Annotated in this window: 18 protein-coding genes; 8 read left to right on the forward strand and 10 right to left on the reverse strand. The window is 63.6% G+C overall.

Annotated features, from left to right (window positions below; translation table 11 throughout):
- Genes ACV229_RS26970 through ACV229_RS26980 form a run of 3 tightly spaced genes read right to left on the reverse strand, consistent with a single transcriptional unit; the run spans window position 1 to window position 3,641 of the window.
- Window positions 1-1,146 carry an NADH:flavin oxidoreductase/NADH oxidase gene (locus ACV229_RS26970; RefSeq protein WP_448086156.1) on the reverse strand — a complete coding sequence of 382 codons (1,146 nt, stop codon included), beginning with the start codon at window positions 1,144-1,146 and terminating at the stop codon, window positions 1-3.
- Entirely contained in the window at window positions 1,143-2,840 is a 1,698-nt protein-coding gene (locus ACV229_RS26975) for a class I adenylate-forming enzyme family protein (protein ID WP_448086157.1), read from the reverse strand. Before ACV229_RS26975 ends, ACV229_RS26970 begins: the two co-directional genes overlap by 4 nt.
- 21 nt (window positions 2,841-2,861) lie before the next feature.
- Window positions 2,862-3,641 (reverse strand): enoyl-CoA hydratase-related protein, encoded by a 780-nt coding sequence (locus tag ACV229_RS26980; protein ID WP_448086158.1) that lies wholly within the window; start codon window positions 3,639-3,641, stop codon window positions 2,862-2,864.
- Window positions 3,642-3,887: 246 nt separating this feature from the next.
- Between ACV229_RS26980 and ACV229_RS26985 the strand changes: the two genes are divergently transcribed.
- The 6 genes from ACV229_RS26985 to ACV229_RS27010 all read left to right on the forward strand — a co-directional run bounded on the left by ACV229_RS26985 (window position 3,888) and on the right by ACV229_RS27010 (window position 9,056).
- On the forward strand, window positions 3,888-5,555 hold the full coding sequence (locus ACV229_RS26985; RefSeq protein ID WP_448086159.1) for a sigma-54 interaction domain-containing protein: 1,668 nt from the start codon (window positions 3,888-3,890) through the stop codon (window positions 5,553-5,555).
- A 239-nt stretch (window positions 5,556-5,794) separates the two neighbouring features.
- Window positions 5,795-6,235 (forward strand): PaaI family thioesterase, encoded by a 441-nt coding sequence (locus ACV229_RS26990; RefSeq protein WP_448086202.1) that lies wholly within the window; start codon window positions 5,795-5,797, stop codon window positions 6,233-6,235.
- Complete coding sequence (locus ACV229_RS26995) at window positions 6,232-7,197, forward strand: 3-hydroxyacyl-CoA dehydrogenase (protein ID WP_448086160.1); 966 nt, start codon at window positions 6,232-6,234, stop codon at window positions 7,195-7,197. Before ACV229_RS26990 ends, ACV229_RS26995 begins: the two co-directional genes overlap by 4 nt.
- 231 nt (window positions 7,198-7,428) lie before the next feature.
- The gene (locus ACV229_RS27000; protein ID WP_448086161.1) at window positions 7,429-8,361 is read left to right on the forward strand and encodes a 3-keto-5-aminohexanoate cleavage protein; all 933 of its coding nucleotides are present in this window, start codon (window positions 7,429-7,431) and stop codon (window positions 8,359-8,361) included.
- A gap of 26 nt (window positions 8,362-8,387) precedes the next feature.
- Window positions 8,388-8,537: a hypothetical protein gene (locus tag ACV229_RS27005; protein ID WP_448086162.1), complete on the forward strand. Its 150-nt coding sequence runs from the start codon at window positions 8,388-8,390 to the stop codon at window positions 8,535-8,537.
- Window positions 8,538-9,056 (forward strand): VOC family protein, encoded by a 519-nt coding sequence (locus tag ACV229_RS27010; RefSeq protein WP_448086163.1) that lies wholly within the window; start codon window positions 8,538-8,540, stop codon window positions 9,054-9,056. It abuts the gene before it with no gap.
- A gap of 534 nt (window positions 9,057-9,590) precedes the next feature.
- On the opposite strand, the gene ACV229_RS27015 is transcribed toward ACV229_RS27010, so the two are convergent.
- The 7 genes from ACV229_RS27015 to ACV229_RS27045 form a co-directional block, all read right to left on the reverse strand.
- On the reverse strand, window positions 9,591-11,075 hold the full coding sequence (locus ACV229_RS27015; RefSeq protein WP_448086164.1) for an efflux transporter outer membrane subunit: 1,485 nt from the start codon (window positions 11,073-11,075) through the stop codon (window positions 9,591-9,593).
- 2 nt (window positions 11,076-11,077) lie between these two features.
- The gene (locus tag ACV229_RS27020) at window positions 11,078-14,167 is read right to left on the reverse strand and encodes an efflux RND transporter permease subunit (RefSeq protein WP_448086165.1); all 3,090 of its coding nucleotides are present in this window, start codon (window positions 14,165-14,167) and stop codon (window positions 11,078-11,080) included.
- Window positions 14,160-15,236, reverse strand: coding sequence for an efflux RND transporter periplasmic adaptor subunit (locus ACV229_RS27025; protein WP_448086166.1), 1,077 nt, complete (start codon window positions 15,234-15,236; stop codon window positions 14,160-14,162). Before ACV229_RS27025 ends, ACV229_RS27020 begins: the two co-directional genes overlap by 8 nt.
- 173 nt (window positions 15,237-15,409) lie before the next feature.
- Complete coding sequence (locus tag ACV229_RS27030) at window positions 15,410-15,652, reverse strand: hypothetical protein (protein WP_448086167.1); 243 nt, start codon at window positions 15,650-15,652, stop codon at window positions 15,410-15,412.
- A gap of 852 nt (window positions 15,653-16,504) precedes the next feature.
- A complete protein-coding gene (locus ACV229_RS27035; protein WP_448086168.1) occupies window positions 16,505-17,893 on the reverse strand; it encodes a spinster family MFS transporter in 1,389 nt (462 codons plus the stop codon).
- Window positions 17,883-19,421, reverse strand: a complete 1,539-nt coding sequence (gene mhpA / locus ACV229_RS27040; protein ID WP_448086169.1) for a bifunctional 3-(3-hydroxy-phenyl)propionate/3-hydroxycinnamic acid hydroxylase MhpA — start codon at window positions 19,419-19,421, stop codon at window positions 17,883-17,885. The genes ACV229_RS27035 and mhpA overlap by 11 nt, the downstream gene beginning before the upstream one ends.
- A complete protein-coding gene (locus ACV229_RS27045) occupies window positions 19,408-19,593 on the reverse strand; it encodes a hypothetical protein (protein WP_448086170.1) in 186 nt (61 codons plus the stop codon). The genes mhpA and ACV229_RS27045 overlap by 14 nt, the downstream gene beginning before the upstream one ends.
- 427 nt (window positions 19,594-20,020) lie before the next feature.
- Here ACV229_RS27045 and ACV229_RS27050 point away from each other — a divergent pair, with 427 nt between their 5' ends.
- Both ACV229_RS27050 and ACV229_RS27055 read left to right on the forward strand, forming a co-directional pair.
- A complete protein-coding gene (locus ACV229_RS27050) occupies window positions 20,021-20,680 on the forward strand; it encodes an energy transducer TonB (protein ID WP_448086171.1) in 660 nt (219 codons plus the stop codon).
- Between the two features lie 89 nt (window positions 20,681-20,769).
- Window positions 20,770-21,606, forward strand: a complete 837-nt coding sequence (locus ACV229_RS27055; RefSeq protein WP_448086172.1) for a MotA/TolQ/ExbB proton channel family protein — start codon at window positions 20,770-20,772, stop codon at window positions 21,604-21,606.
- Window positions 21,607-21,659: the final 53 nt, after the last annotated feature.

A 21,659-nucleotide genomic window follows, 5' to 3' on the forward strand; every position in this document is an offset into this window, starting at 1 on the left:
TCAATTGTCCTTTTTCATGCCTCGACGCAATGCATGAGATCCATACTGGTTGGGCCAGTTCGGATTGCCTGTTAGCTCTTCACGAGCTGCAATTCCCCAATACGGGTTGCGCATGAACGCACGACCGATGAACACCAGGTCGGCGTCACCACGGGTGACCACTCGATCCGCCTGTTGGGCTTGCGTGATCAGTCCTACCGCAGCAGTGCGGACCCGGGCCTCGTGCCGGATGCGGCGCGCGAATGGCACCTGGTATTCCGCCTCGAGCGTGATCTTCTGCCTGAGCGTATTGCCGCCTGAGGAAACATCGACGACATCCACGCCGAATTCGCCCAGCCAGCGGGCCAGTTGAACCGACTGAGCGAGATCCCACGACGTCTCGTCGGGGATCCATTCGGTGGCAGAGATGCGGATGAACAGCGGCATGCTCTTCGGCAGCACACTGCGCATGCGGGCCACGATGCGCAGCAGCAGCCTGCAGCGATTCTCGAGGCTGCCACCGTATTCATCGCTCCGGTGATTACTCAACGGCGAAAGGAATTCATGCAGCAAATAGCCATGCCCGGCATGAACCTCGATGACCTTGAAGCCTGCCCGCACGGCACGGCGCGTGGCGGCCTCGAACGCATCCAACAGCTCGTCGATCTCGCCGAGGGTCATCTCTTGCGGCGTCCTGGCCATTTCCTCATCGAACGGGATCGCGCTGGGGCCGACGATGGGCCATCCAGTCTCCTCCAGCGGAATGGGTTGCCCCCCCTGTACCCAAGGGGCGTTCCTGGACGCCTTTCGGCCCGCATGGCCGAGCTGGATGCCCGGCACCGCGCCACGCGATTCGACGAAGCTCGCGATCCTGCTCAAGCCCTCGATGTGCTCGTCTTTCCAGATGCCCAGATCGCCCGGCGTGATGCGACCCTGCTCGGTCACCGCTGTCGATTCCGTGAACACGAGCGCGGCGCCCCCCACTGCACGGGAACCAAGGTGAACGAGGTGCCAGTCGCTCGCGAAGCCATCGATGGAGGAAAACTGGCACATGGGCGAAAGCACGATACGGCTTTGCAGCTGCACGCCTCGGATCTCGATCGGAGAGAAGAGGTGCTCGTGTTCGGACGATGCGTCGTCTCTTACGGCGCTGGATTGCAGATTCATGTTTGTTTGGATGATGAAGTCAAGTGATGGTGGGCGTCGCTTGCGCGTACGGGATGCGGCACAAGCCGGCCTTCGCGGATCCAGTCCAACAACCCGCGCTTGAACAGCTTGCCGCTGGGTGTCAGCGGAAACTCGCTCGTCGCCACGAAGTATTCGGGCATTTCGAAGCGCGACAGCCCCTCACGCGCGAGGTGTTCGAGCAGCCGCTCGGCGCTGGGCGCACGGCCCTGAGCGACGATGGCCAGGCAGACCTTCTCACCCAGCCGCTCGTCGGGCACGCCGAAGGCAGCGGCCATCGTCACATGCGGATGACGGCGCGCGAATTCCTCAATGCGGGCAGGGTGGATCTTGTGGCCGCCACGGTTGATCAGATCTTTCTTGCGGCCGATCACCTCGAGGTTGCCACGCTCGTCGAGCCGGCCAAGATCGCCACTCATGAACCAGCCGCCCGTATTGAACGAGCGCTCCGTGGCAGACTGATCACCGAAGTAGCCCAGCATCAGCAGGCCTCCACGGCCGCCGATTTCGCCGATCTCGCCCCGGTCGGCTTCCACGTCGGGCTGGTCCTGCTTCCACAGCCGGATCTCGTAGCCGCCGCAGGCCGCGCCGCAAGACGCGGTGACGACCTCAGCGTCGTCAGTGGGCCGGGTGTACTGGTGCGAGCCGCTCTCGGTCATGCCGTAAACGTTTTGCGGCGTGATGCCCAACTGGAGGAAGCGCGCCGCGAGTGCGCGCGGGATCGGCGAGCCGGCCATGTAGAACACCGACACGCGACCCAGCCCCGGTCGGCCGCGCGCGTCCATGGCACGCAGCAAGTCGATGGCATGGGTGGGCACACCCATCACATAGGTCGCGCCTGCCAGTTCGATCCAGTCGATGGGTGCGATACCCGCATGCCGGTCGGTCAGCACCAATTCGCAGCCGGCCACGAGGCTTTGTTCCAGCGCCACCACGCCAATGTGGTGGCTCATGGGACTGAGAGTGAGAACCACCGAGCGCTCGTCGACCGCCCAGTCGGCCACGAGCGCTCGGCCGTTGGCCAGCAGCGTGTTGTCGCTGTGCATCACGCCCTTGGGTTGTCCGGTTGTGCCCGAGGTGAATGCCAGGTAGACGATCTGGTCCGGGTCGGAGCTCGCCGCAGCAACATCCGCCGGCGCCGTGCCGCGCGGAAAGGCGCGTGCGCCCGGGGGCGGCGCCACGCTTTCCGCGCCGGGCGGCGCGGTCACGAACAGCGCGCGCAGCGCGGGCAGACGCGATAGCCGTGCGACGACGTCGTGGCGGTGCGCGTCGGCCCCGTAGCCTGGCTGAACGAATGCGGCCCGGCATTCGATGCGCTCGAGCACGTCTGCGATCTCCTCGACCGTGTGGCTTTCGTGCAGCGAAGGATTGCAGACATAGCCGTTACGCGAGCAGGCGAGGAAGACGACGATGGACTCCACGCGATTGGGCAGCCACACGCAAACGCGGTCGCCCGCGACCAGTCCGGCCTGCGCGAGCGTGTGGGCTACCGAGTCGACGCGCGCGAGCAGGTCTATCCATGCCACGCGCTGGTAGGGGTCGCGCAGCGCAAAGGCGCCACCGCGCGCAGCAGCATGCTTGCGCAGCAGCCAGTACATCGTCTCGGGAAGCCAGGTGCCGTCGAGGTAGTAGCTGCGGGCGTCGCGCGGCGAGTGGAGTGTCAGGATCTTGCCCATAGGGGGATGCCGGTCCGAGCATCAGTGGCCGAAGCTGGAAGCGTCGGGCGCGCGCTTCTCCGCGAACGCGGCGCCCAGCTCCTTGGCTTCGTCGGTCTTCAGGTACGTGCGCAGCAGCAGATCGTGCGCCATGCGCGAAAGCCCACCCACCCCTCCGTGGCGCGCATTGAACGCCGCCTTGATGGATGCGAGTGCGAAGGCCCCACGGTCGGCGATCTCGAGCGCATAGGCGCGCGTGGCCGCGGCCAGCTCGCCGTCGGGCACGACATTGTTGATCAGTCCCCAGTCGAGCGCCTCGGCAGCGCTGATGCGCGGGTTCCGATACCAGATATCTTTCGCGCGCTTCTTGCCCACCAGGTCCTCGAGGTACCAGGTGCCATAACCGGCGTCGAAGCTGCCGACCATTGGGCCGACCTGGCGAAACACCGCGCTTTCCGTGGCGATGGTGATGTCGCACACCATCTGCAATACGTTGCCGCCACCCACGGCGAAACCGTTGACGCTCGCAATCACGGGCTTCTGCAGGCGGTCGATGCTCTCGTACATCTCCAGCGTGGGCAGCACGCCTGCATAGAGCGTGCTGTCCTCCATGCCGTCCTTGCGGCCACCCAAGCAGAAGAACCGGTTGCCGGCGCCTGTGATGACAAGCACGCGAGTGCGCGTTTCGCGGCGGACTTCGTTGATGCAGTCCCGGATCTCGTGGCACATGCGCTCGGTGAACATATTGCCGTCCTCCGGCCGGTTGAGGGTTAGGGTGCCAACCGGGCCGTCTTCTGCGTAGGTGATTTCCTGGTATGTCATGTCTGTCCTGTGTCGTCAGCAAAACGAAGCGAATGACTTAAAGCATGCTCCGTACCATGTCCCTGATTCGCGTCGTTGAACCGTCAATCTGCACTGTTTCCTGGGAGATCGGTATGCCGGCCGCGCTGTGGAGTGATCTTTACCTGTCTTAACAGAAGACACGAAACCTGCCGGCTATACTGCGTGTGCGTTTTTTGTGGACACGCATCTGCCGTCCCCCCGCTGGCCGGCTGGAGTGATCGAATCATGAAGAAGGAGACAGTCGGCGTCCTCGTGCTTTCAGACGAAGGCCGGACGCTGTTTGCGACAGGCTTGGCCCGGCGCCACGAAGTCGCGCGGGTTCTAGCCGCCGTGGTTGCGGGCCAAACCGCGCGCGACGGCAGCCTGTTCACAATACAGACAGAGGACGACGCATATTCAGTCGTCCGGGTGGGATCACGCGAAGCCGATGCCTTCGTGCTGTTCGAACGCGGACAGACGGACGTGCTGTTCGATTTCGCGGCTTCGGTGGAATTCGCCGACGACATCCTGCGCCACCTGCTGACCAATCCCTATGAGGCGCCGACGGTGGTTGACCGTGAGGGATACCTGAGTTTTGTGAGCCCGATTCACGAGCGCTTCTTCGGGCTGCCGCGGGGCGAAGCGGTAGGCAAGCACGTCACCGAGGTCATCGATAACACACGGCTGCATGAGGTGGCGCGCACCGGCAAGGCCGAGATCGGCCAGGTCCAGCAGATGCGAGGCGCCTCCCGTGTGGTATCGCGGATGCCGGTGCTGGATTCCGAAGGGCGCATCGTGGCCGCCATCGGACAGATCATGTTCAAGGGGCCGGACGAGCTGCATCAGCTCAGTACCGAGCTGATGCGGCTCAAGAGCGAGGTTTCCTACTACCAGCAGGCCCTTTCGAACCCGTCGCCCCATCGCTACGGCTTGGACCGCATCATCGGCCGGAGCAACGCAATCCGTCGGCTGAAGGACCAGATCACGCGCATCGCGCCGCTGAACGTGCCGGTGCTGCTGGTCGGCGAAAGCGGGACTGGCAAGGAGTTGGTCGCGCATGCCATTCATCTGATGAGTACGCGCAACGCCGAGTCGATGGTGATGGTCAATGCTGCGGCCATTCCCGCGACCCTGGTGGAAAGCGAGCTGTTCGGCTACGAGCCCGGTGCATTTACCGGGGCCGAGCGCAAGGGACGGCGAGGCAAGTTCGAGCAGGCGCACAACGGCACGCTGTTTTTCGATGAGATCGGCGACATGCCCATCGAGATCCAGGTCAAGCTATTGCGCGTGCTCCAGGACGGCTCCTTCGAGCGCGTGGGGGGCGACAAGCCTCGCGTGTCCGACTTCCGCCTGATCTCCGCCAGCAATCGCGACTTCCAGGACATGATCGACACGGGTGAATTCCGCCTGGACCTGTTCTACCGCATCAGCGCCGTCACGGTGCACCTGCCCCCGCTGCGCGAACGGCTCGAGGATATTGAGCTGCTGGCCAACCAGGCGCTCTATGACTTCGCGCTACGCCACACCACGCGGCAGAAGACGCTCGCCCACGACGTGGTGCCCTTTCTCCAGCGCCAGAGATGGCCCGGCAATGTGCGGCAGTTGATGCACGCGGTCGAGACGGCGGCGATCTTCGCCGACAGCGACATCGTGACGGTGGACGATTTCGCTACCGTTGTGCGCGCCGACGAAGGTGCCACGCCGCCTCAAGTGACGGCACCGGTCACGTCCGTGGAAGCGCAAGCTCCCGCACCCTGCGCGACTGCGACCGTTCGCGATGCGCGCAGCAACGTCGAGGAGCGCCTCATTCGCGATGCGCTCAACCGGCTCAGCGGCAATAAGAAGCGCGTGGCCAAGGAACTGGGCATCTCCCGCTCTTACCTCTACAAGAAGCTGGCGACGATGGGGCTGTAGCTCCGACTGACCGGCACGCGGTCACTGTGCAGCCGGCAAACACGCTGTGTCGCTGGCGCGGACAAACCACGTGTCTCGAGGCAGGCCCCAAGGCCGTGCGCTGGAGGCGTCACGACTCATGGTGCCAGTGGCATATGTATTGCTCGGGTGAAGCTATCCCGCAACCTGGATGCCATTCTTTCGTGGCATCCGTCGAACGCAGAAAGAACGAGGAACGCGTCTTGGCATCGAGGACAGTCATATCCCACGAACGTCCGCTCGCCCCTGTGGGCGATGCGGAAAACCGCTATTTCGGCATCGACGTGCCGTTCATGGCGCACATCGGCCTGGACCCCGTCTACATGGAGGAAGGGCTGTGCCGCACACAGCTCAACGCTGCGCCATACCTGGTCAACAGCCGGGGAGACATTCATGGCGGCTCGATCATGAGCGCCATGGACTTCACGCTGAGCGCGGCGGCGCGGTCACACGCCCCCCTGGCCCTCGGGTCGATCACGATCGACATGACTTCGCACTTTTACGCGCCGGCACGGACGTCGCTGATCATCGAAGGTCGCTGCTCGCGCATGGGCCGGTCGGTGGTGTTCTGCGACGGCGAAGCCCGTGATGCCCACGGTGCGCTGGTCGCCGTCGCACGCGCGGTGTTCAAGCTCGTGCGAATTGAGGATCGGACGGCATGAGCGCGGCGGTGCCTTGCGTTGCCATCGTCGGGGCCGGCAGCATTGGCGTGGCCTTCGGGGTCGTCTTTGCGTGCGCCGGATGGACCGTACGCCTGCAGGACCCGGACTCGGCGCGGCGCGAAGCCGCGCCGCGCGAGCTGTTCGACCGGCTCGTCGCCCTTGCGAACTTCGATCTGCTTAGCGAGCCCGTCGATGTCATCGCGGCACGCGTCGCTGTCACGGGCGATCTGTCGCAAGCCCTTGCCGGGGTCGCGCTGGTGCAGGAATGCGCACCCGAAATCGTCGACCTCAAGCGAAAGCTGTTCGCAGAAGTGGAATCGTTGGCGCCGCGCGATGCGCTGTTGGCCAGTTCCAGTTCTGCCCTGCCCGCCTCGGCCTATGCCGCCGACCTGTGCACCCGCGAGCGCTGCCTGGTGGCGCACCCCGGCAATCCGCCCTACCTGATCCCGGTCATCGAACTTGTGCCGGCAGCGTTCACCGCACCCCGTACCGTGGAACGGGCGGACGAGCTCTATCGCAGCGTCGGGCTCAAGCCCGTGCGCGTCGACCGTGAGATCGAAGGCTTCGTCTTCAACAGGCTCCAAGGCGCCGTGCTGCGCGAGGCCTACTGTCTCGTTCGAGACGGCGTGGCCAGTGTGGAGGACATCGACACGGTGGTGCGCGACGGACTGGGGCTGCGCTGGAGCTTCGTGGGCCCATTCGAGACGGTCGACCTCAACACACGAGGCGGCATTGGCTCGCACGCGCAGAAGATGGGCCCGGCGTATGCCCGCATGGGCGCACGGCGGGGCCAGGACGACCCGTGGACCGAGGACCTGGTGGGTGAAGTGGAACGGCAGCGCCGCGCTTTGCTACCGCTCGACCGCTGGGATGAGCGCGTCCGCTGGCGCGACCATATGCTCATGCGCCTGCGCCGGATGCGCGAGAGAAGCGAGGGCGTAGAGCCCTGGTGCCCGGAATGAGGGCAAGCCCGGCCGGCACGGCCGGGCTCCGCGGGATCCAGCGGCACCGCGGCCACGGCAGAGCGCGCAGGGGGTCCGGCGCGCAGGACGCCGAGCATGATGGAGGGCTGGGGTAAGCGCAGGCGACGTCCACCATCTGATTGCCGCGCACCTATCCGATTGCAGTTCCAAGCGTGTCGGGTCACCCGGGTCCGGGTGATCCTCGATCAAATCCAAGGAGACCGAAGGGTCATGAGAAAAGTCATCATCACATGTGCAGTGACGGGTTCGATCCACACCCCGAGCATGTCCCCGCACCTGCCAGTGACGCCTGAGGAGATCGCCGAACAGGCGATCGGCGCCGCACGCGCCGGGGCAGCGATCCTGCATCTGCATGCCCGCAATCCCCAGGACGGCCGGCCCGCATTCGCGCCTGAGGCCTTTCGCGCCTTCCTGCCCCGCATCCACGCCGAGACCGACGCAGTGATCAATATCACCACTGGGGGCTCCTTCACGATGACCCTGGAGGAACGCCTGGCCGGCGCCCTGGACGTCTCGCCGGAAATGGCCTCGTGCAACATGGGCTCGATGAACTTCGCCATCTACCCCGTGCTGGAGAAGATGAAGGAGTTCCGCTTCGAATGGGAGCGCCCCTTCATCGAGGGCACACGCCAGGTCATCGCCCGCAACACCTTCGGTGACATCGAGGACGTTCTGACCAAGCTCGGAAACGCGCACGGAACGCGCTTCGAGTTCGAGTGCTACGACGTCAGCCACCTGTACAACCTCAAGCACTTTGTTGACCGTGGCCTCGTGAAGGGACCCATGTTCATCCAGTTCGTCCTGGGCGTTCTGGGCGGCATCGGGGCCGACGTGGAGAACCTGGTCCACATGAAGCGCATCGCCGACAAGCTGTTCGGCATCGACGGCTACCAGTGGTCGGTCCTGGGCGCAGGACGGCATCAGATGACCCTGATTACCCATGCAGCCCTGATGGGCGGGAATGTGCGGGTCGGGCTGGAGGATTCCCTGACGCTTGGCCGCGGGCGCCTTGCGACTTCCAATGCCGAGCAGGTCGCGGCCATCCGTGAAGTCGTGGAGCGCCTCGGCCTGCAGGTCGCCACCCCGGACGAGGTGCGGGAAATGCTCGCCCTCAAGGGGCGTGCCGCGGTTCGCCTGGGTTGAACTCCGTCACCGGAGCAATGGACATCATGGACCGCAAGCTGATGGACGAAGGCAAATGGATCCGCCGCGAGGTACTCGGCAGCGAGTACATGGACAAGGCGCAGCCAACATCGACGACTTCAGCCGCCCGTTCCAGGCACTGGTCCGCCAATATCAAACCTGAACGAGTTCATTGAATGCAGACACCTCGCATCGAAAAGCTGGGACACGTCGGACTTTTTGTCCATGATCTCGAACGCATGACGTCCTTCTACCGGGACGTCCTGGGGCTGACCGTGACGGACGCCGACCCGGAACAAGGGGTTGTCTTCCTCTCGGCACGCCCTGAGGAAGAGCATCATGAATTCGTGCTGGCCAGCGGGCGCCGCACCGACGAATCCACGCGTCTGATCAACCAGATTTCCTTCCGCTGCCCATCGCTGGAGGATGTGGCCGCGTTTGAACAGCGCCTGCGCAGCCTCGACACGCGCTTCGACATGATCGTGTCGCACGGCAACGCAATCGGCGTGTATTTCCTCGACCCGGAAGGAAACCGCTGCGAGGTGTACTGCGCAACCGGGCTGCAAGCGAAGCAGCCGTATGTTCTGCCATTGAATGTTCAACGGCCGAAGGATGAGGTACTGGCAGACGTCGAAGAGTCTGTGCGCGAGTACGGCGTGACAGGCATCATCCGCATGCCCGAGCGCGAACGCTGAGGATCAACGGGCCGCTGGTTTTCGCCCCGCGCTATTGCGCGGGGCGAGAGGCTTCCCAATCGGAATGCGATAGAAGTAGTTGCCGACCGTCGCCGGATTTTGCGCGTTCTTGAGAATGCTCGATCTACTCGTCAAGAAGCGACGTACGCGCTCGACATCCTGGCACCACGCGGGCGGCGGAAGCGCTACTGGCAATTCGCTTTTACGTGCAAGTACTGGCATGGGTTTGTCGCCTGGGATACAGAGGCCATGCTGGGCCGGGGTGTAGCCCCGGCTGTTGACAATAACGTACGGGTACTGGTGCAACCCGTGATGACCAGCGTAGCAAGCACCAGCGAGAGAAGAAATGAAACGTTCATGAAATCACTCCTCGGGAATGGATCGTCTGCGACGAAGGGGCGAGATCTAGCGGTCAAGTTCCATGGGTCGGAACGCACAGCCTTCGGGCTTGTGCAATAAGGCGGCCTGCCGGACGGGGCAAGCGAAAATGTCCGCGTCCGGCGCACCTCCTTGCCGCTACCGTCTCGGGCCCGTTCAGCTCCTGGGCGATTCGGACGGCGCATTCCACCAGCCGCCGCCAAGTGCCTGAAGCAGTGCCGCCGAATCGCTGAGCCGGTTGGCCTGCGCGGTGATCAGCGTCATCCGTGCCTGCAGCCATGCCTGCTCGCCCTGAATCACGGCCACGCTCGTCAGGTTGCCTAGTTCGAGCTGCCTGCGGTCCATGTCGAGCGTGCGCGCGGCGACGCGCTCGGCGGCCTGCGCCGCACTCTGCGCATTCGCGTCGGCAGCGATCGCCTGCAGCGAATCGGCGACATTTTGGAACGCCGTGATCACTGTATTGCGATAGGTGGCCTCCGCTTGGTCGTACGCCGCTTCCGCCGCGCGCTGCTTGTGCTTCAGCGTGCCCGCGTTGAACAGCGGCTGCGTCAGCGTTGCGCCGATCGCCCAGAACGACGCGCTCGACTGGAACAGCTCCGCAATGGTGCCGGCCTCAGCGCCGAGGTTCGCGGTCAACTGCAGGTTCGGCAAGCGGTTCGCGATCGCCACGCCGATTAGCGCCTGAGCACTGTGCATCTGCGCTTCGGCTGCGCGCACGTCCGGGCGCTGCTCGACCAGCCTGGACGGCAGGCTGAGCGGCAGCGTGTCCGGCGGCGACAGGTCGGACAGCTCGAATTGCGCGCCGATGTCGGCATTCGGCAGACGGCCGAGCAGCGCCGCAAGCGCGTCGCGCTGTTGTGCGAGCTGCTTCGCGAGCGTCGGCAGTGCCGCCTCGTTCTGCGCGAGCTGCGTCTCCTGCGCCATCACGTCGGTCTGCGCGACCTGACCCAGCGCGAGCTGCTTGCGGTACGAATCGAGCACGCTGTGCTGCGATTCGATCAGCCGCTTGGTGGAGGCGATCTGTGCGCGAAGCGACGCTTCCTGGATGGCGGCGACTACGACGTTGCTCGCGAGCGTGAGCTTGGTCGCCTCGAGCTGGAAGCGCTGGATTTCGGCGGCGGCGTCCAGCGATTCGACAGTGCGGCTGTTCAGCCCGAACACGTCCGGCGTGAAGCCCACATTCAGCTGGGCGGTATGCAGTGTGTAGTACTGCTCGTTGCTCGCCGTGACCGGCGCCAGCACGCCGGGCGTCTTGCCGCGGGTCGGATTCAGTGTGGCGTCGACCGTCGGGAAATAGGCGCCGACCTGTGCGCGCGTCGATTCGTTCGCCTGGCGCAGCGCGGCCTTCGCGGCATCGATCGTCGGGTTGTGCTTCAGCGCATCCTCGACGAGCGCATTCAACTGCGGCGAGTGGAACAGTCCCCACCACTGCTCGGGGATATCCTTGTCGAGCGCGACCAGTTGCACCTTGCCGGCGTCGCCGCCGCCCACCGAGGTGGGCACCGGGGTCGTCATGTAACCGGCATTGGCGGGCGCGGCGGGGCGGTGGAAATCAGGCCCCACAGCGCAGCCGGCGAGCGCCAGCACCAAGGTCGGCACCACCAGCCGGCGGGTATTGAGTGTGGAAAGCGGGATACCCATTTTTATGCTTGCTCCTGTTGCGCCGGGCGACGGCGAGCGTCGACGAAACGTTCGATACCGAAGTAGAGAGTCGGCAGAATGAACAGCGTCAGCAGCGTTGCGATGCCGAGGCCGCCGACTACGACGGTCGCAAGCCCGCGTTGCACGTCGGTGCCGACGCCGGTCGCGAGCGCAGCCGGCAACATGCCGATCGACGCGACGGTCGCGGTCATCAGGACGGGACGAAAACGCTCGCCCGCGGCCATCAGCACGGCATCACGCAGCGGCACGCCTTCGCCGCGTACCCGGTTGAAGTTCGCGACCATGATGATGCCGTTCTGCACGGCGACGCCGAACAGTGCGATGAAGCCAACGGCGGTCGCGATGTTCAGCGTGTACTCGCGCAGATGTAGCGCGATCAGGCCGCCCAGCGTAGCGAGCGGCACCACGCCAAGGATTAGCAGTGCCTGGCGCAGCACGCCGAACTCAAGCACGAGGAAGATCGCCATCAGCGCCAGCACGAGCGCCATGATCACAGTCAAGCGGGCCTGCGCGCGCTGTTCGTTCTCGAACGTACCAGCCCATTCCAGGCGGTATTTCTCCTTGTCGAAGTGCACCTTCTCGTCGATCCTGCGCTGTGCATCTGCCAGGTACTCCGACATCGCCCGATCGCGGTTGTCGATCCGGATCGTGATCTGGCGCTTGCCCATTTCATGCGCGATCGTGCTCTCGCCGGTCTTCAGCGAGATCTTCGCAACCATGTCGAGCGGCACCTTCGCGCCGGTCGTCGACGTCAGTGGAATCTGGCCAAGCGACTGGCGATCCTGTACGGTCGCCTTCGGCAGGTGCATCGTCAGGTTGTACGTGCGGTCCGCGACGAACACCTGCGTGATCGGATTGCCAGCGATCCCATCCTGAATGAGCGTGTTCACGTCCCCGACGTTGACGCCGTAACGGGACGCGGCGGCACGATCCGTCGCGATGACGAGCTGGGGCAGTTCCGGCTCCTGGAAGATGGATGCCTCGTCGGTGCCAGGAACGGTGTGCAGGACATCAATGATTTCTCCGCCTATCCGGCGCAGCTCCTTGAAGTCGTCACCGTACAAGCGCAGCACCATCGCGCTGTGCGCACCGCCGATCACGTCGTCTTCCATGTCGACGATTGGCTGGCTTATTCCGATTGTCATGCCGGGAATTTTCTTCAGTCTGGCGCTCAGTCGAGCGAGGAACTGTGCCTTGGTTTCACCGTGCCAGGTACTGTAGGGTGTCAAACCCACGGCGGATTCGATATGGGACGGGGTCCAGGGATCCGTGCCGTCGTCGCTGCGACCGAGCTGCGTGACGATATACGATACCTCCGGGAATTCACGTACGGCGCGACGCAGTTCGGCAGCCATCGCGTTGGCCTTGTCGAGCGACAGGCCGGTCGGCATCTGCACCTGCAGCCACAACGCACCTTCGTCGAGCTCAGGCAGGAACTCGCGTCCGACCTTTGTGCCGAGGATCAGCACCAGCCCCAGCGCGACGACGCCGGTGGCGTACGCGAGCTTCGGTCGGTCGAGCAGCCACGAAAGCGAGCTTCGGTAAGCGTTCTGCACCTTCTCCAGTGGCTTGTTATGGAAGATCTTGCGCGGTTTGCGTAGCGCCAGGTAGGCCAGCGCCGGGATCACCGTAATCGTTGCGACGAGCGCACCGAACAGCGCATAGCCGACCGTGTACGCCATCGGCGAAAACAGCTTGCCTTCCGCACGCTGGAACGAGAACAGCGGCAGGTACGCGGTAATGATGATCAGCGTCGCGAAGAAGATCGGGCGTGCGACCTGTTTGGTCGCGGAGAGCGCGTCCATCGGCGTGAGCACTTCGTCTGGCTTCGCTTCACGGCGGCGCAGGATCGCCTCGGTAACGACGATCGCACCGTCGACGATCACGCCGAAGTCGATCGCGCCGAGCGAGAACAGGTTCGCCGACATCTTCGTGGTGTGCATCAGGATGAACACCGTGACGAGCGAGATCGGGATCGTGACCGCCGCGACGATCGCGCTGCGCGCACTACCGAGGAACAGCACCAGCACGAACACGACGAGCAGCACGCCCTCGATCACCGTACTCGCTACCTTCTCGATGGTCGCTTGGACCAGATTGTCACGGTCGATGTACGGCACGATGCGCACGCCCATCGGCTTCAGCTGCGCCTGCAGTTCACCGACCTTCGCATGGACGCCCTTCAGAACCTGGGACGGGTTCTGGTACTTGAGCAGCGCGACGATGCCCGAGATCGTGTCGGGATTGTTGTCCTTGCCGAGAATACCTTCACGCACCTGGTGACCGTAGGTCAGCTTGCCCAGGTCGCGCACCAGGATTGGCAGGCCGTTGCGCTGCGTGACAACAATGTCGCCCATGTCCTTCAGCGTATGGACCTGGCCGATGCCGCGCACAATGTACGACTGCTCGCCGCGCGTGATGCGGCTGCCGCCGGCGTTGCCGTTGTTCGCATTGATCGCGTTCGCGACGTCCGTGACCGCGATGTTGTAGCGCATCAGTTGCTTCGGATCCAGCTCGAGCTGGTATTCCTTCGTGAAGCCGCCGAAGTTGGCGATGTCCGCGACGCCAGGCACCTGCTTGAGCGCCGGGATGACGATCCAGTGCTGGATCTCCGACAGCTCCATCAGGTTCTTCGTGTCGGATTCGAGCGTGTACCGGTAGATCTCGCCGGCCGGGCCCGAAACGGAGTCCAGGCCGGCCGTGATGCCCGGGGGCAGCGTGACCTGGCTGATGCGCTCGGTGAGGCGCGCGCGTGACGCGTAGTCTTCTGCCCCGTCCTTGAACACGACGGTGATCAGCGACAGGCCGAACGTGCTGCTCGAGCGCATTGTCTCGACGCCGGGCGTGCCGGCGAGTGCGCGCTCGAGCGGAATCGTGATCTGCTGCTCGACTTCTTCCGCCGCAAGGCCCTGGGCGGAAGTTGTGACCTGCGCGCTGACGTCGGCCAGCTCGGGATAGGCTTCCACTGGCAACTGCGTCCAGCAGTAGTAGCCGAGCAGGCTGATCAGGATCACCGCGACGAAAATGATGGCCCGTTTTTCAAAACAGGCCTTGATGACACGCTCAATCATTGATCAGCACTCCGCCTTTGACGATGACATGGTCGCCGGCGGCGAGGCCGGACAACACACGAACTTGCGAGCCTTCGTCGTAGCCGAGCTCGACCTTGCGGCGCACGAATGTCCATGGCGCGACTTCGACGAACACCGACGTGCTGTCGTTGTTCATCAACAGTGCAGACTGCGGGACGATCACCTGCGCCGGCTGCGGTACCTTGAACGACACGTCCGCATACATGTTCGGAATCAGGTGGTCGTTAGGGTTGTCGAATACCATGCGCACCGGCAGGCGGCGCGTGTCGGGCGCCATCACGTTCGACACCGACTGCACGTGGCTGCGCAGCAATTCGCCCGGATACGCCGACAGCGAGATGTCGGCCTCCTGGCCGGTCTTGATGTTGTCGATCTGGTCTTCCGGCACCCAGGCGGTCACGTAAACCTTGCTGATGTCGGTGATCGTCATCATCGTTGCGTTCGGATCGTCGACGTAACCACCTTTGCCGACGTTCAGCGCGGTCACGACCCCGTCGCGCGGCGCGACAAGCGTCAGCATGTGGCCGTCAATCTTGCCGCCCGTCTGCGCGGCGAACGATGACAGGCGTGTCTGCGCGCGCGTCAGTTCGGCCTGCGCCTGCGTGACGCCGCTGTCGGCAGCCTCGATGTCCTTGACTGCCGCGCCGCCGACACCACCGACGCCGTGCGTGCGGTCGCGGGTCTTGACCGCGAGATCGAGCGCGTCGCGCGCCTTTTCGACATCGGAGCGCGCCTGTGCCATGTCGCCCGATGCGATCGTCGCTAGCGTTTGACCCTTGCTGACGCGCTCGCCGAGTTGAACCATGATGTCGGTCACGTGGCCGGTGAGTGGTGGCAGGATGTTGACCGTAAGCGTCGGGTTCGCGTCGACCTGGCCGGCGACGACGATCGAATGATCGAGCGACGTCGGCGTCACTGCCTGCACTTCCAAATGGCTTCTCAGCGGCGAGTGCTCGGGCACCTTGATCTTGTCGCCGTCGGTGACGACAAGTGGGCCGTTGTTCGCCGTGACCTGATCGTTACTCCGGCTGTGTGAGGTGAAGATCAAAGATGCGATGCCGATGACGGCGATTGGAAGGACCCACGTAGCTTTTTTGTATTGCATATCGATTCCACTCCATTGGCGCGGTACCGATTTCGCCGCGCATGTCGGGCGAAACCACTGTCTTTGAAATCAACCTGACGTCCGTCTTCTATGCCGCCCGGGGGGGGCACAGAGGTTCATGCATGATGCGGCTTGTGAGCCGACTGATTGTGCGGCGACGGCGCGGGATGCGTGTTCCGCTGGGACGACACTTTCACCCGCATCAGCGCGCCGCTGATCGCCGCTCTGCCGCCGGCGGCCTGCGCGGCGCCTGTGGGGCGCACGATGTCGGCATGGCTCGCAGGAATCGCTGCAAACAGGCAGGCTACAAGCGCCGCGTGCGAGGCAATACGCGCGATCGACCGTTCGGCATCGCGCATCGGATTGCTTTTGTTTATCATAAGTAAACCTAATTAAAAATTAATGTAAAGAAACGTCGAACTGTATCTGCGTCCACGGGCCGATTTTCGGCCGGCTAGTAGAACGTGGCAATGCGGCCGGACTTTGACGCCGGCTTACGTCGTCATCGCCGCGTCAAGCGCGACGGATATGAGCTGATGAAAATGGCGGCCCCACGGCCCCGATCAACGGAACCAGGGTTTCGGGCGCGGCCGCGGGTGCCATACACGGGCGGCGATGGCCTGCGGACGCAAGGACGCAATGCGGCAAACGACGCACGAGCGGTGCGTCGACGCAGGGTCGGCCGCGCGTGCGCGGGCCGATAGGCGCAGCGGCCTGACCGGCTCGCGCCAAGGGGCACGAGACAGGTGTCGACGAATTGCCGATACAGGCTGTGAGTGTGTCGAACTGCATGTTGCCTCCGTTGCATCCGATCCGGTCGGATGACTCATTTGCTATGCAGTCTATGGCTAGGCGTCAATCGCGTGACAGCACTTTTACCGTACCGATCGCAACTTAACCGGGCTTAACTTACCGTTCCTTTCGGAATTTTTTCCTGCGATCGGCCCGATGTGCTGATCCTATAGTCTGATCAGTGGCAGGCCGCCCGCCGCGCCGGCTCTACGTCAATCCATCGCCGATGAGCGCCTGCGGGGTGTTCTTGGGGATCCCGGCCGTTCAACGGCCGAAGGATGAGGTACTGGCAGACGTCGAAGAGTCTGTGCGCGAGTACGGCGTGACAGGCATCATCCGCATGCCCGAGCGCGAACGCTGAGGATCAACGGGTTGCTGGTTTTCGCCCCGCGCTATTGTGCGGGGCGAATGGCGTCCCATCAGGACTGCGAGATCCTGTTGAAATGGTAGAAGGCCCACAGATTGCAAAGGGCGAGCAATGCCAGGCTCCACTGCAGCCCACCTCCGATCGGCACTGCACATGCCGGTTTCAACCAGGCAGCCATTGAGCAGATGTCTTGACTGCTCGCGGAGCCGCTTGCAAGGAATTTGCTCAGGCGGTCACTGATGGCACCCACTACCGGCGGGCCAAGCCCGTAGCCGAGAAGATTGGCAACCAGCAGAACAAGCGCCACCGCAGTTCCTCGCATACGCGGCTCCACCGTGGAATGCAAGACGGCGAAGGTCGGACCAAAGTAAGTCGATTGCGCCGCGGTGCCTGCCATAAGCATGGCGGTAGCCAGAATCGGATCAGGAGCAAGGAATCCAGTCACGAACAGCGGCAACGCGATCAAATACGCTCGCGCCACGACGCTCGTGGCCGCCTTGACATCATGTTTGGCCAAGCGATTGCCGAGCGCGCCGCCCAGGTGAGTGCCGATAGCGCCGGCGACACCCCCGATCAGCGCCACATAGACTACCGCCTGGCTCAAGCTCATGTGATGCGATCGTATGAAGAACGAAGTCAGATACTGCATTGTGCTCAAACTCAGCATTGCGGCGACCATGATGCCGAACGCTATGTGCCAAATAACCGGGCGGACTACAAGGAAGCGCACGGTCTCGGAAAAACTCGGCGCATCTTCGACACGGGTGGTGCGTGGCGCTTCCGGGACTGTGAACAGAAACATCAATGCCAAGAGCAGGCCGCTTGCGCCCAGCGCGAAGAACGTCGCACGCCAGCCGAGCCACTGGGCGATGGACCCGCCAGCCAACGCGGCGACCAGCGAGCCAAGCGAAATGCCGGACGTATATACAGCCAGTGCCCAGGGTCGACGATCAGGAGTGAAATGATCGGCAATCAGGGAGTGCGCGCTCGGACCGGCACCTGCTTCGCCTACGCTCACGCCAGCGCGCGCCATCAGCAACAATAGGTAACCCGTCGCAGCGCCGCAAAGCGCCGTCATGATGCTCCAGAAGGCAAACACTACTGCAATCAGCCGAACCCGATTCACGCGTTCGGCAAGACGTCCAAACGGGATGCCCAACAAGACATAAAGCAGTGCAAACGCTGGGCCGCCAAGTAAACCGAGCTGGAAATCACTCAAGCCGAACTCTCGCTTGATCGGCTCCTGAAGGATGCCGATGGCGCTGCGGTCCAGGTAGTTCCAGGTGGATACAGCCAGCAGCCCCATCAGGACCCAGCCGGTCCTGGCATGTGTGCCGGACGATCCGCGAGGTGCAAGAAGCACGGGACGAGCGCCCAGTGATGGTCGACTCGATGAGGGCGGCACGCCGACTTCTTCGCTCAAACTTTGGTCATCCTGCAATGCTGTTCTCCTTGGCAAATCTGAGTTGATCGGACAGGCGACGACTGAGCCTTGTCAGCTCCCCGGCGCTGCGTGCAATGCCGAAGACATAGGCGTCGGGACGCAGGATCACGCCAGATGCATTCCGCTCCGACAGCGCGCGACTCACTTCGGGCATCCCGTCAGCCACAAGCACCACGAGCCCGAGGCGCCGCCATAAGCGATGGATGTCAGCGTCCACGGCATCGATGACCGATTGCTGTCCGATGACGCAAAAGCCGCCTCCTGTGACCTCATCCATCGGGCGGCCATCCGGCAGTCGGGGCTGCGGGAAGATGCCCCCGCTCGGCAAGGGACCGTCCTCGCGTACACCTGGACCGAGTTGTGGTTCGGGAAATTGAAAGATGGCCGGGTCACCGGTCGCGAGCAGACGATCGCGCTCGGCAGCGTATTGAGGATCGGTTGTCTGAATCATGCGGCCGAGCTTGACGGCCAGCTTTATGAATGTCTCAACGTGGGGTCGGCGCTCGGCTTCGTATGTGTCAAGCAGCGCAGCGTCAGCTCCGTCCTTGATCACGGCACCAAGCTTCCACGCGAGGTTCGCAGCATCACGCACCCCTGCGCACAGTCCCTGACCGAGAAATGGCGGCATTTGATGACAGCTGTCACCTCCAAGAAGCAGTCGGCCTTGCCTCCAGCCACGCGAGATCAGTGAATGAAACGTGTAGACCGCGGAGCGCTCGATGATGCCATCGTCCGGACCTATCCAGCGTGACAGCATCGGCCAGAAGCGTTCGGGATCTGCCATTCGGTAGGGATCGTCGCCAGGCATCAGCATGATCTCCCACCGCCGGCGGTTACCTTCGACGTAGATGATGGATATCGGTCGCCGCGGGTCGCAGAACTGAATGGAGTAGTCGGGCAGGTCCTTGACGCGAGGCGATTTCGGATCCACCAGCAGATCAACGACAAGCCAAGGCTGATGCAGCCCGAGATCTTCGGTTTCAGTGTTCATGCTGCGGCGCACTAGCGAACGAGCGCCTTCGCAACCCACGACATACTTCGCGGTGAAGTTCAGCCTGTTGCCTGGGGCTGATCGGTCCTGCACGGCGATAGATACCCTCTCCGCGCCATGTTGGACTTCCAGTACCTCGTGGCGCAGCTTGAGCGCAACGGATGAGAACCGCTCAAGCCCCTTTCGCAACTCTCGCTCGAGCAGCGGCTGGTGAAAGTACCAGTTCACGGCCCAGCCATGAGGACCGGCTTGCTCAAAGCCACGGCGGACCAGCAAGGTCTTGCCGTGCGAATTGATGAAGCGAGTCCCCGCAGGCGCGACGCGCGCGATGCTGCTAATCCGGTCTGAGAGGCCGATCGACTGAAAAACACGCATGCATTCCCCGTCGAAATGGATCGCCCGCGGAAGTGGATTGGGGCCACCTTCACGCTCGAAAACCACCACTCGTATCCCCACCTTGCCCAGCAGATTCGCGAGCACCGCACCGGTTGGGCCGCATCCAACGATTGCAACGTCGAATTCACGGCCGTCCATGGCGCACATTCCTGCTTCTTCGGGCGACGGTGCATCGCGTGAGAAAGATTTTGTGCAGCGGCGCCATCACCATGCGACTGCGCAGCTCCACGCCGCTGAATTCAACGTGCGAAAGAAGGCCGGCGTCAGATGGTGCTTCGGCTTCATTGGCTTCGGCAACGGCGAGCGTCATGTAGTCCTTTGTATGTAGTTGGGCCCGACGTATCGGGATGGGCGATGTGCCAAAGGCATTTTTGCAATTGCTGTGCCACGCCACGGGGCCACGCGAATGCCGGCAGATGCTGCGCGAAAGGTGCTCCCTGGATGTCCGTGTGTCCTTGAGACAGACACTCGGGCACGTGTTCGCGTCCGCGATGAGGACACCTGCGCCACGGCACCACGCGAAGTTCGCGGCGCTGGATGCGACATCCAAGCCTGGGTTTACCCGCTGACACTCGAGAGAAGACTCGCGAAAGGATCGATATCTTGCGCAATTATCGATTCTGCGCTATAAAACCAACTCATGAGGAGAGACGCGATAAATTAGCCCCGCGTCTCACAACGGCGCGAAATTGGATTAAGGGCGCCTAAATTACGAGACGCGCATTCAGGAGGTCCAGGTGGATTTTGCTCAGCAGCAACGAAACCCGATGAAACACGCGGTGGGAATCGGTGCAGTAGTCGTGCTGCACATCTTGCTCGGGTGGGCCCTTCTCAATGGCCTGGGTCGCAAGGTCATCGAAGTGATCAAGGCTCCGATCGAGACCAAGATCATCGAGGAGGTGAAGCCTCCGCCGCCCCCGCCCGAGATCCTGCCGCCGCCCCCGAAGAACCTGCCGCCGCCACCGTCGTTCGTGCCGCCGCCCGAGGTGGCCGTCGCGCCGCCGCCGGTGCCGCAGCCCACGATCACGACGACCCAGGTCGCGCCTCCGCCGGCGCCCGTGGCCATTGCGCCCGCCCCCGGTCCCGCCCAGCCGGTGAAGTCCGTGGCGCGTGCAGCCCAGATCGACGTCAGCACCTGCGAGAAGCCCACCTACCCGGAGGCAGCCGCTAAGGTCGAGGCCGAGGGCGTGACCAAGATCCGCTTCACGATCGACGCCGAGGGCAAGGTCGCCAAGGCCGAGATCGAGACTCCGTCGGGCTCCACGCGTGAGCACCGTCTGCTCGATCGCACCGCGGTCGAAGCCCTGAGCAAGTGCCACTTCCGGCCGGGCCTTGATGAAAACGGCAGCCCGGTCGGTGCCTTCTCGATCGTCGCATACGCCTGGAAGCTCGAGTGATTCGCGGTTTAGCGGGACCTTTCTTGTGGTTTGGCGGGACCTTTCTTGTTTTTGTTCATTGGCGCGGCGCGCCTGTCTCTGGAGGAATCATGTCTGTGAAGAAATGGCTGCGCGGCCTTGTGCTGGCCGCAATGACCACCGCCTCGGTGGCGCCCACCCTGTCGTTCGCGCAAGCTGCGCCGGCGCCGGCCATTGCGGCCGCCCCTGCGGCCACGACGCCCCCGCCGGCCGTCGCGACGGCCCCGGTGGCCACCACAGCCAAGGAAACGGTCAACAACCCCTACGGCCTGGACGCGCTGTGGAAGCAGGGTGACTTCGTCGCCCGCGGCACGCTGGTCATCATGATCATCATGTCGATGGGCAGCTGGTACATCATCTTCGTTAAGCTGAATGAGCAGCGCAAGCTCGGCAAGAGCGCCGATGCCGCAGGCAAGACGTTCTGGAAGGCCGGTTCGGTGAAGGCGGGTGCGGCCACCCTCAAGGAAGGCACCGCGTTTCGCTTCATCGCCGAGAGCGGCATCGAGGCCAGCGAGCACCACGAAGGCAACCTGACCGAGCAGATCGACCGTCACACCTGGATCAGTACGAGCATCCAGCGTGCCACGGACAACGTGCAGAGCCGCCTGCAAGACGGGCTCGCGTTCCTCGCGACCGTCGGCTCAACCGCTCCGTTCGTGGGCTTGTTCGGCACGGTCTGGGGCATCTATCACGCGCTGACCGCAATCGGCATTGCCGGCCAGGCTTCGATCGACAAGGTGGCAGGCCCGGTGGGCGAGGCGCTGATCATGACGGCCTTCGGCCTGGCGGTCGCGGTGCCCGCGGTGATGGGCTACAACTGGTTGATCCGCCGCAACAAGGCGGCGATGGAGCGGGTGCGCGCGTTCAGCGGCGACCTGCACAAGATCCTGCTTGCCGGTCGTGCCTGAATGGACTCCTGCGCCTCCGGTGTCGCCAGAAGCGGCACGCCGGAGGCGCGGGG

This window comes from Burkholderia sp. MR1-5-21, from assembly GCF_053427715.1.

What these genes read in the sequence shown, in the direction of transcription:
- ACV229_RS26970 (WP_448086156.1), bottom strand. Translation starts at nt 1,146, where the DNA reads ATGAATCTGCAATCCAGCGCCGTAAGAGACGACGCATCGTCCGAACAC.
- ACV229_RS26975 (WP_448086157.1), bottom strand. Translation starts at nt 2,840, where the DNA reads ATGGGCAAGATCCTGACACTCCACTCGCCGCGCGACGCCCGCAGCTAC.
- ACV229_RS26980 (WP_448086158.1), bottom strand. Translation starts at nt 3,641, where the DNA reads ATGACATACCAGGAAATCACCTACGCAGAAGACGGCCCGGTTGGCACC.
- ACV229_RS26985 (WP_448086159.1), top strand. Translation starts at nt 3,888, where the DNA reads ATGAAGAAGGAGACAGTCGGCGTCCTCGTGCTTTCAGACGAAGGCCGG.
- ACV229_RS26995 (WP_448086160.1), top strand. Translation starts at nt 6,232, where the DNA reads ATGAGCGCGGCGGTGCCTTGCGTTGCCATCGTCGGGGCCGGCAGCATT.
- ACV229_RS27000 (WP_448086161.1), top strand. Translation starts at nt 7,429, where the DNA reads ATGAGAAAAGTCATCATCACATGTGCAGTGACGGGTTCGATCCACACC.
- ACV229_RS27005 (WP_448086162.1), top strand. Translation starts at nt 8,388, where the DNA reads ATGGACCGCAAGCTGATGGACGAAGGCAAATGGATCCGCCGCGAGGTA.
- ACV229_RS27010 (WP_448086163.1), top strand. Translation starts at nt 8,538, where the DNA reads ATGCAGACACCTCGCATCGAAAAGCTGGGACACGTCGGACTTTTTGTC.
- ACV229_RS27015 (WP_448086164.1), bottom strand. Translation starts at nt 11,075, where the DNA reads ATGGGTATCCCGCTTTCCACACTCAATACCCGCCGGCTGGTGGTGCCG.
- ACV229_RS27020 (WP_448086165.1), bottom strand. Translation starts at nt 14,167, where the DNA reads ATGATTGAGCGTGTCATCAAGGCCTGTTTTGAAAAACGGGCCATCATT.
- ACV229_RS27030 (WP_448086167.1), bottom strand. Translation starts at nt 15,652, where the DNA reads ATGCGCGATGCCGAACGGTCGATCGCGCGTATTGCCTCGCACGCGGCG.
- mhpA (WP_448086169.1), bottom strand. Translation starts at nt 19,421, where the DNA reads ATGGACGGCCGTGAATTCGACGTTGCAATCGTTGGATGCGGCCCAACC.
- ACV229_RS27045 (WP_448086170.1), bottom strand. Translation starts at nt 19,593, where the DNA reads ATGACGCTCGCCGTTGCCGAAGCCAATGAAGCCGAAGCACCATCTGAC.
- ACV229_RS27055 (WP_448086172.1), top strand. Translation starts at nt 20,770, where the DNA reads ATGTCTGTGAAGAAATGGCTGCGCGGCCTTGTGCTGGCCGCAATGACC.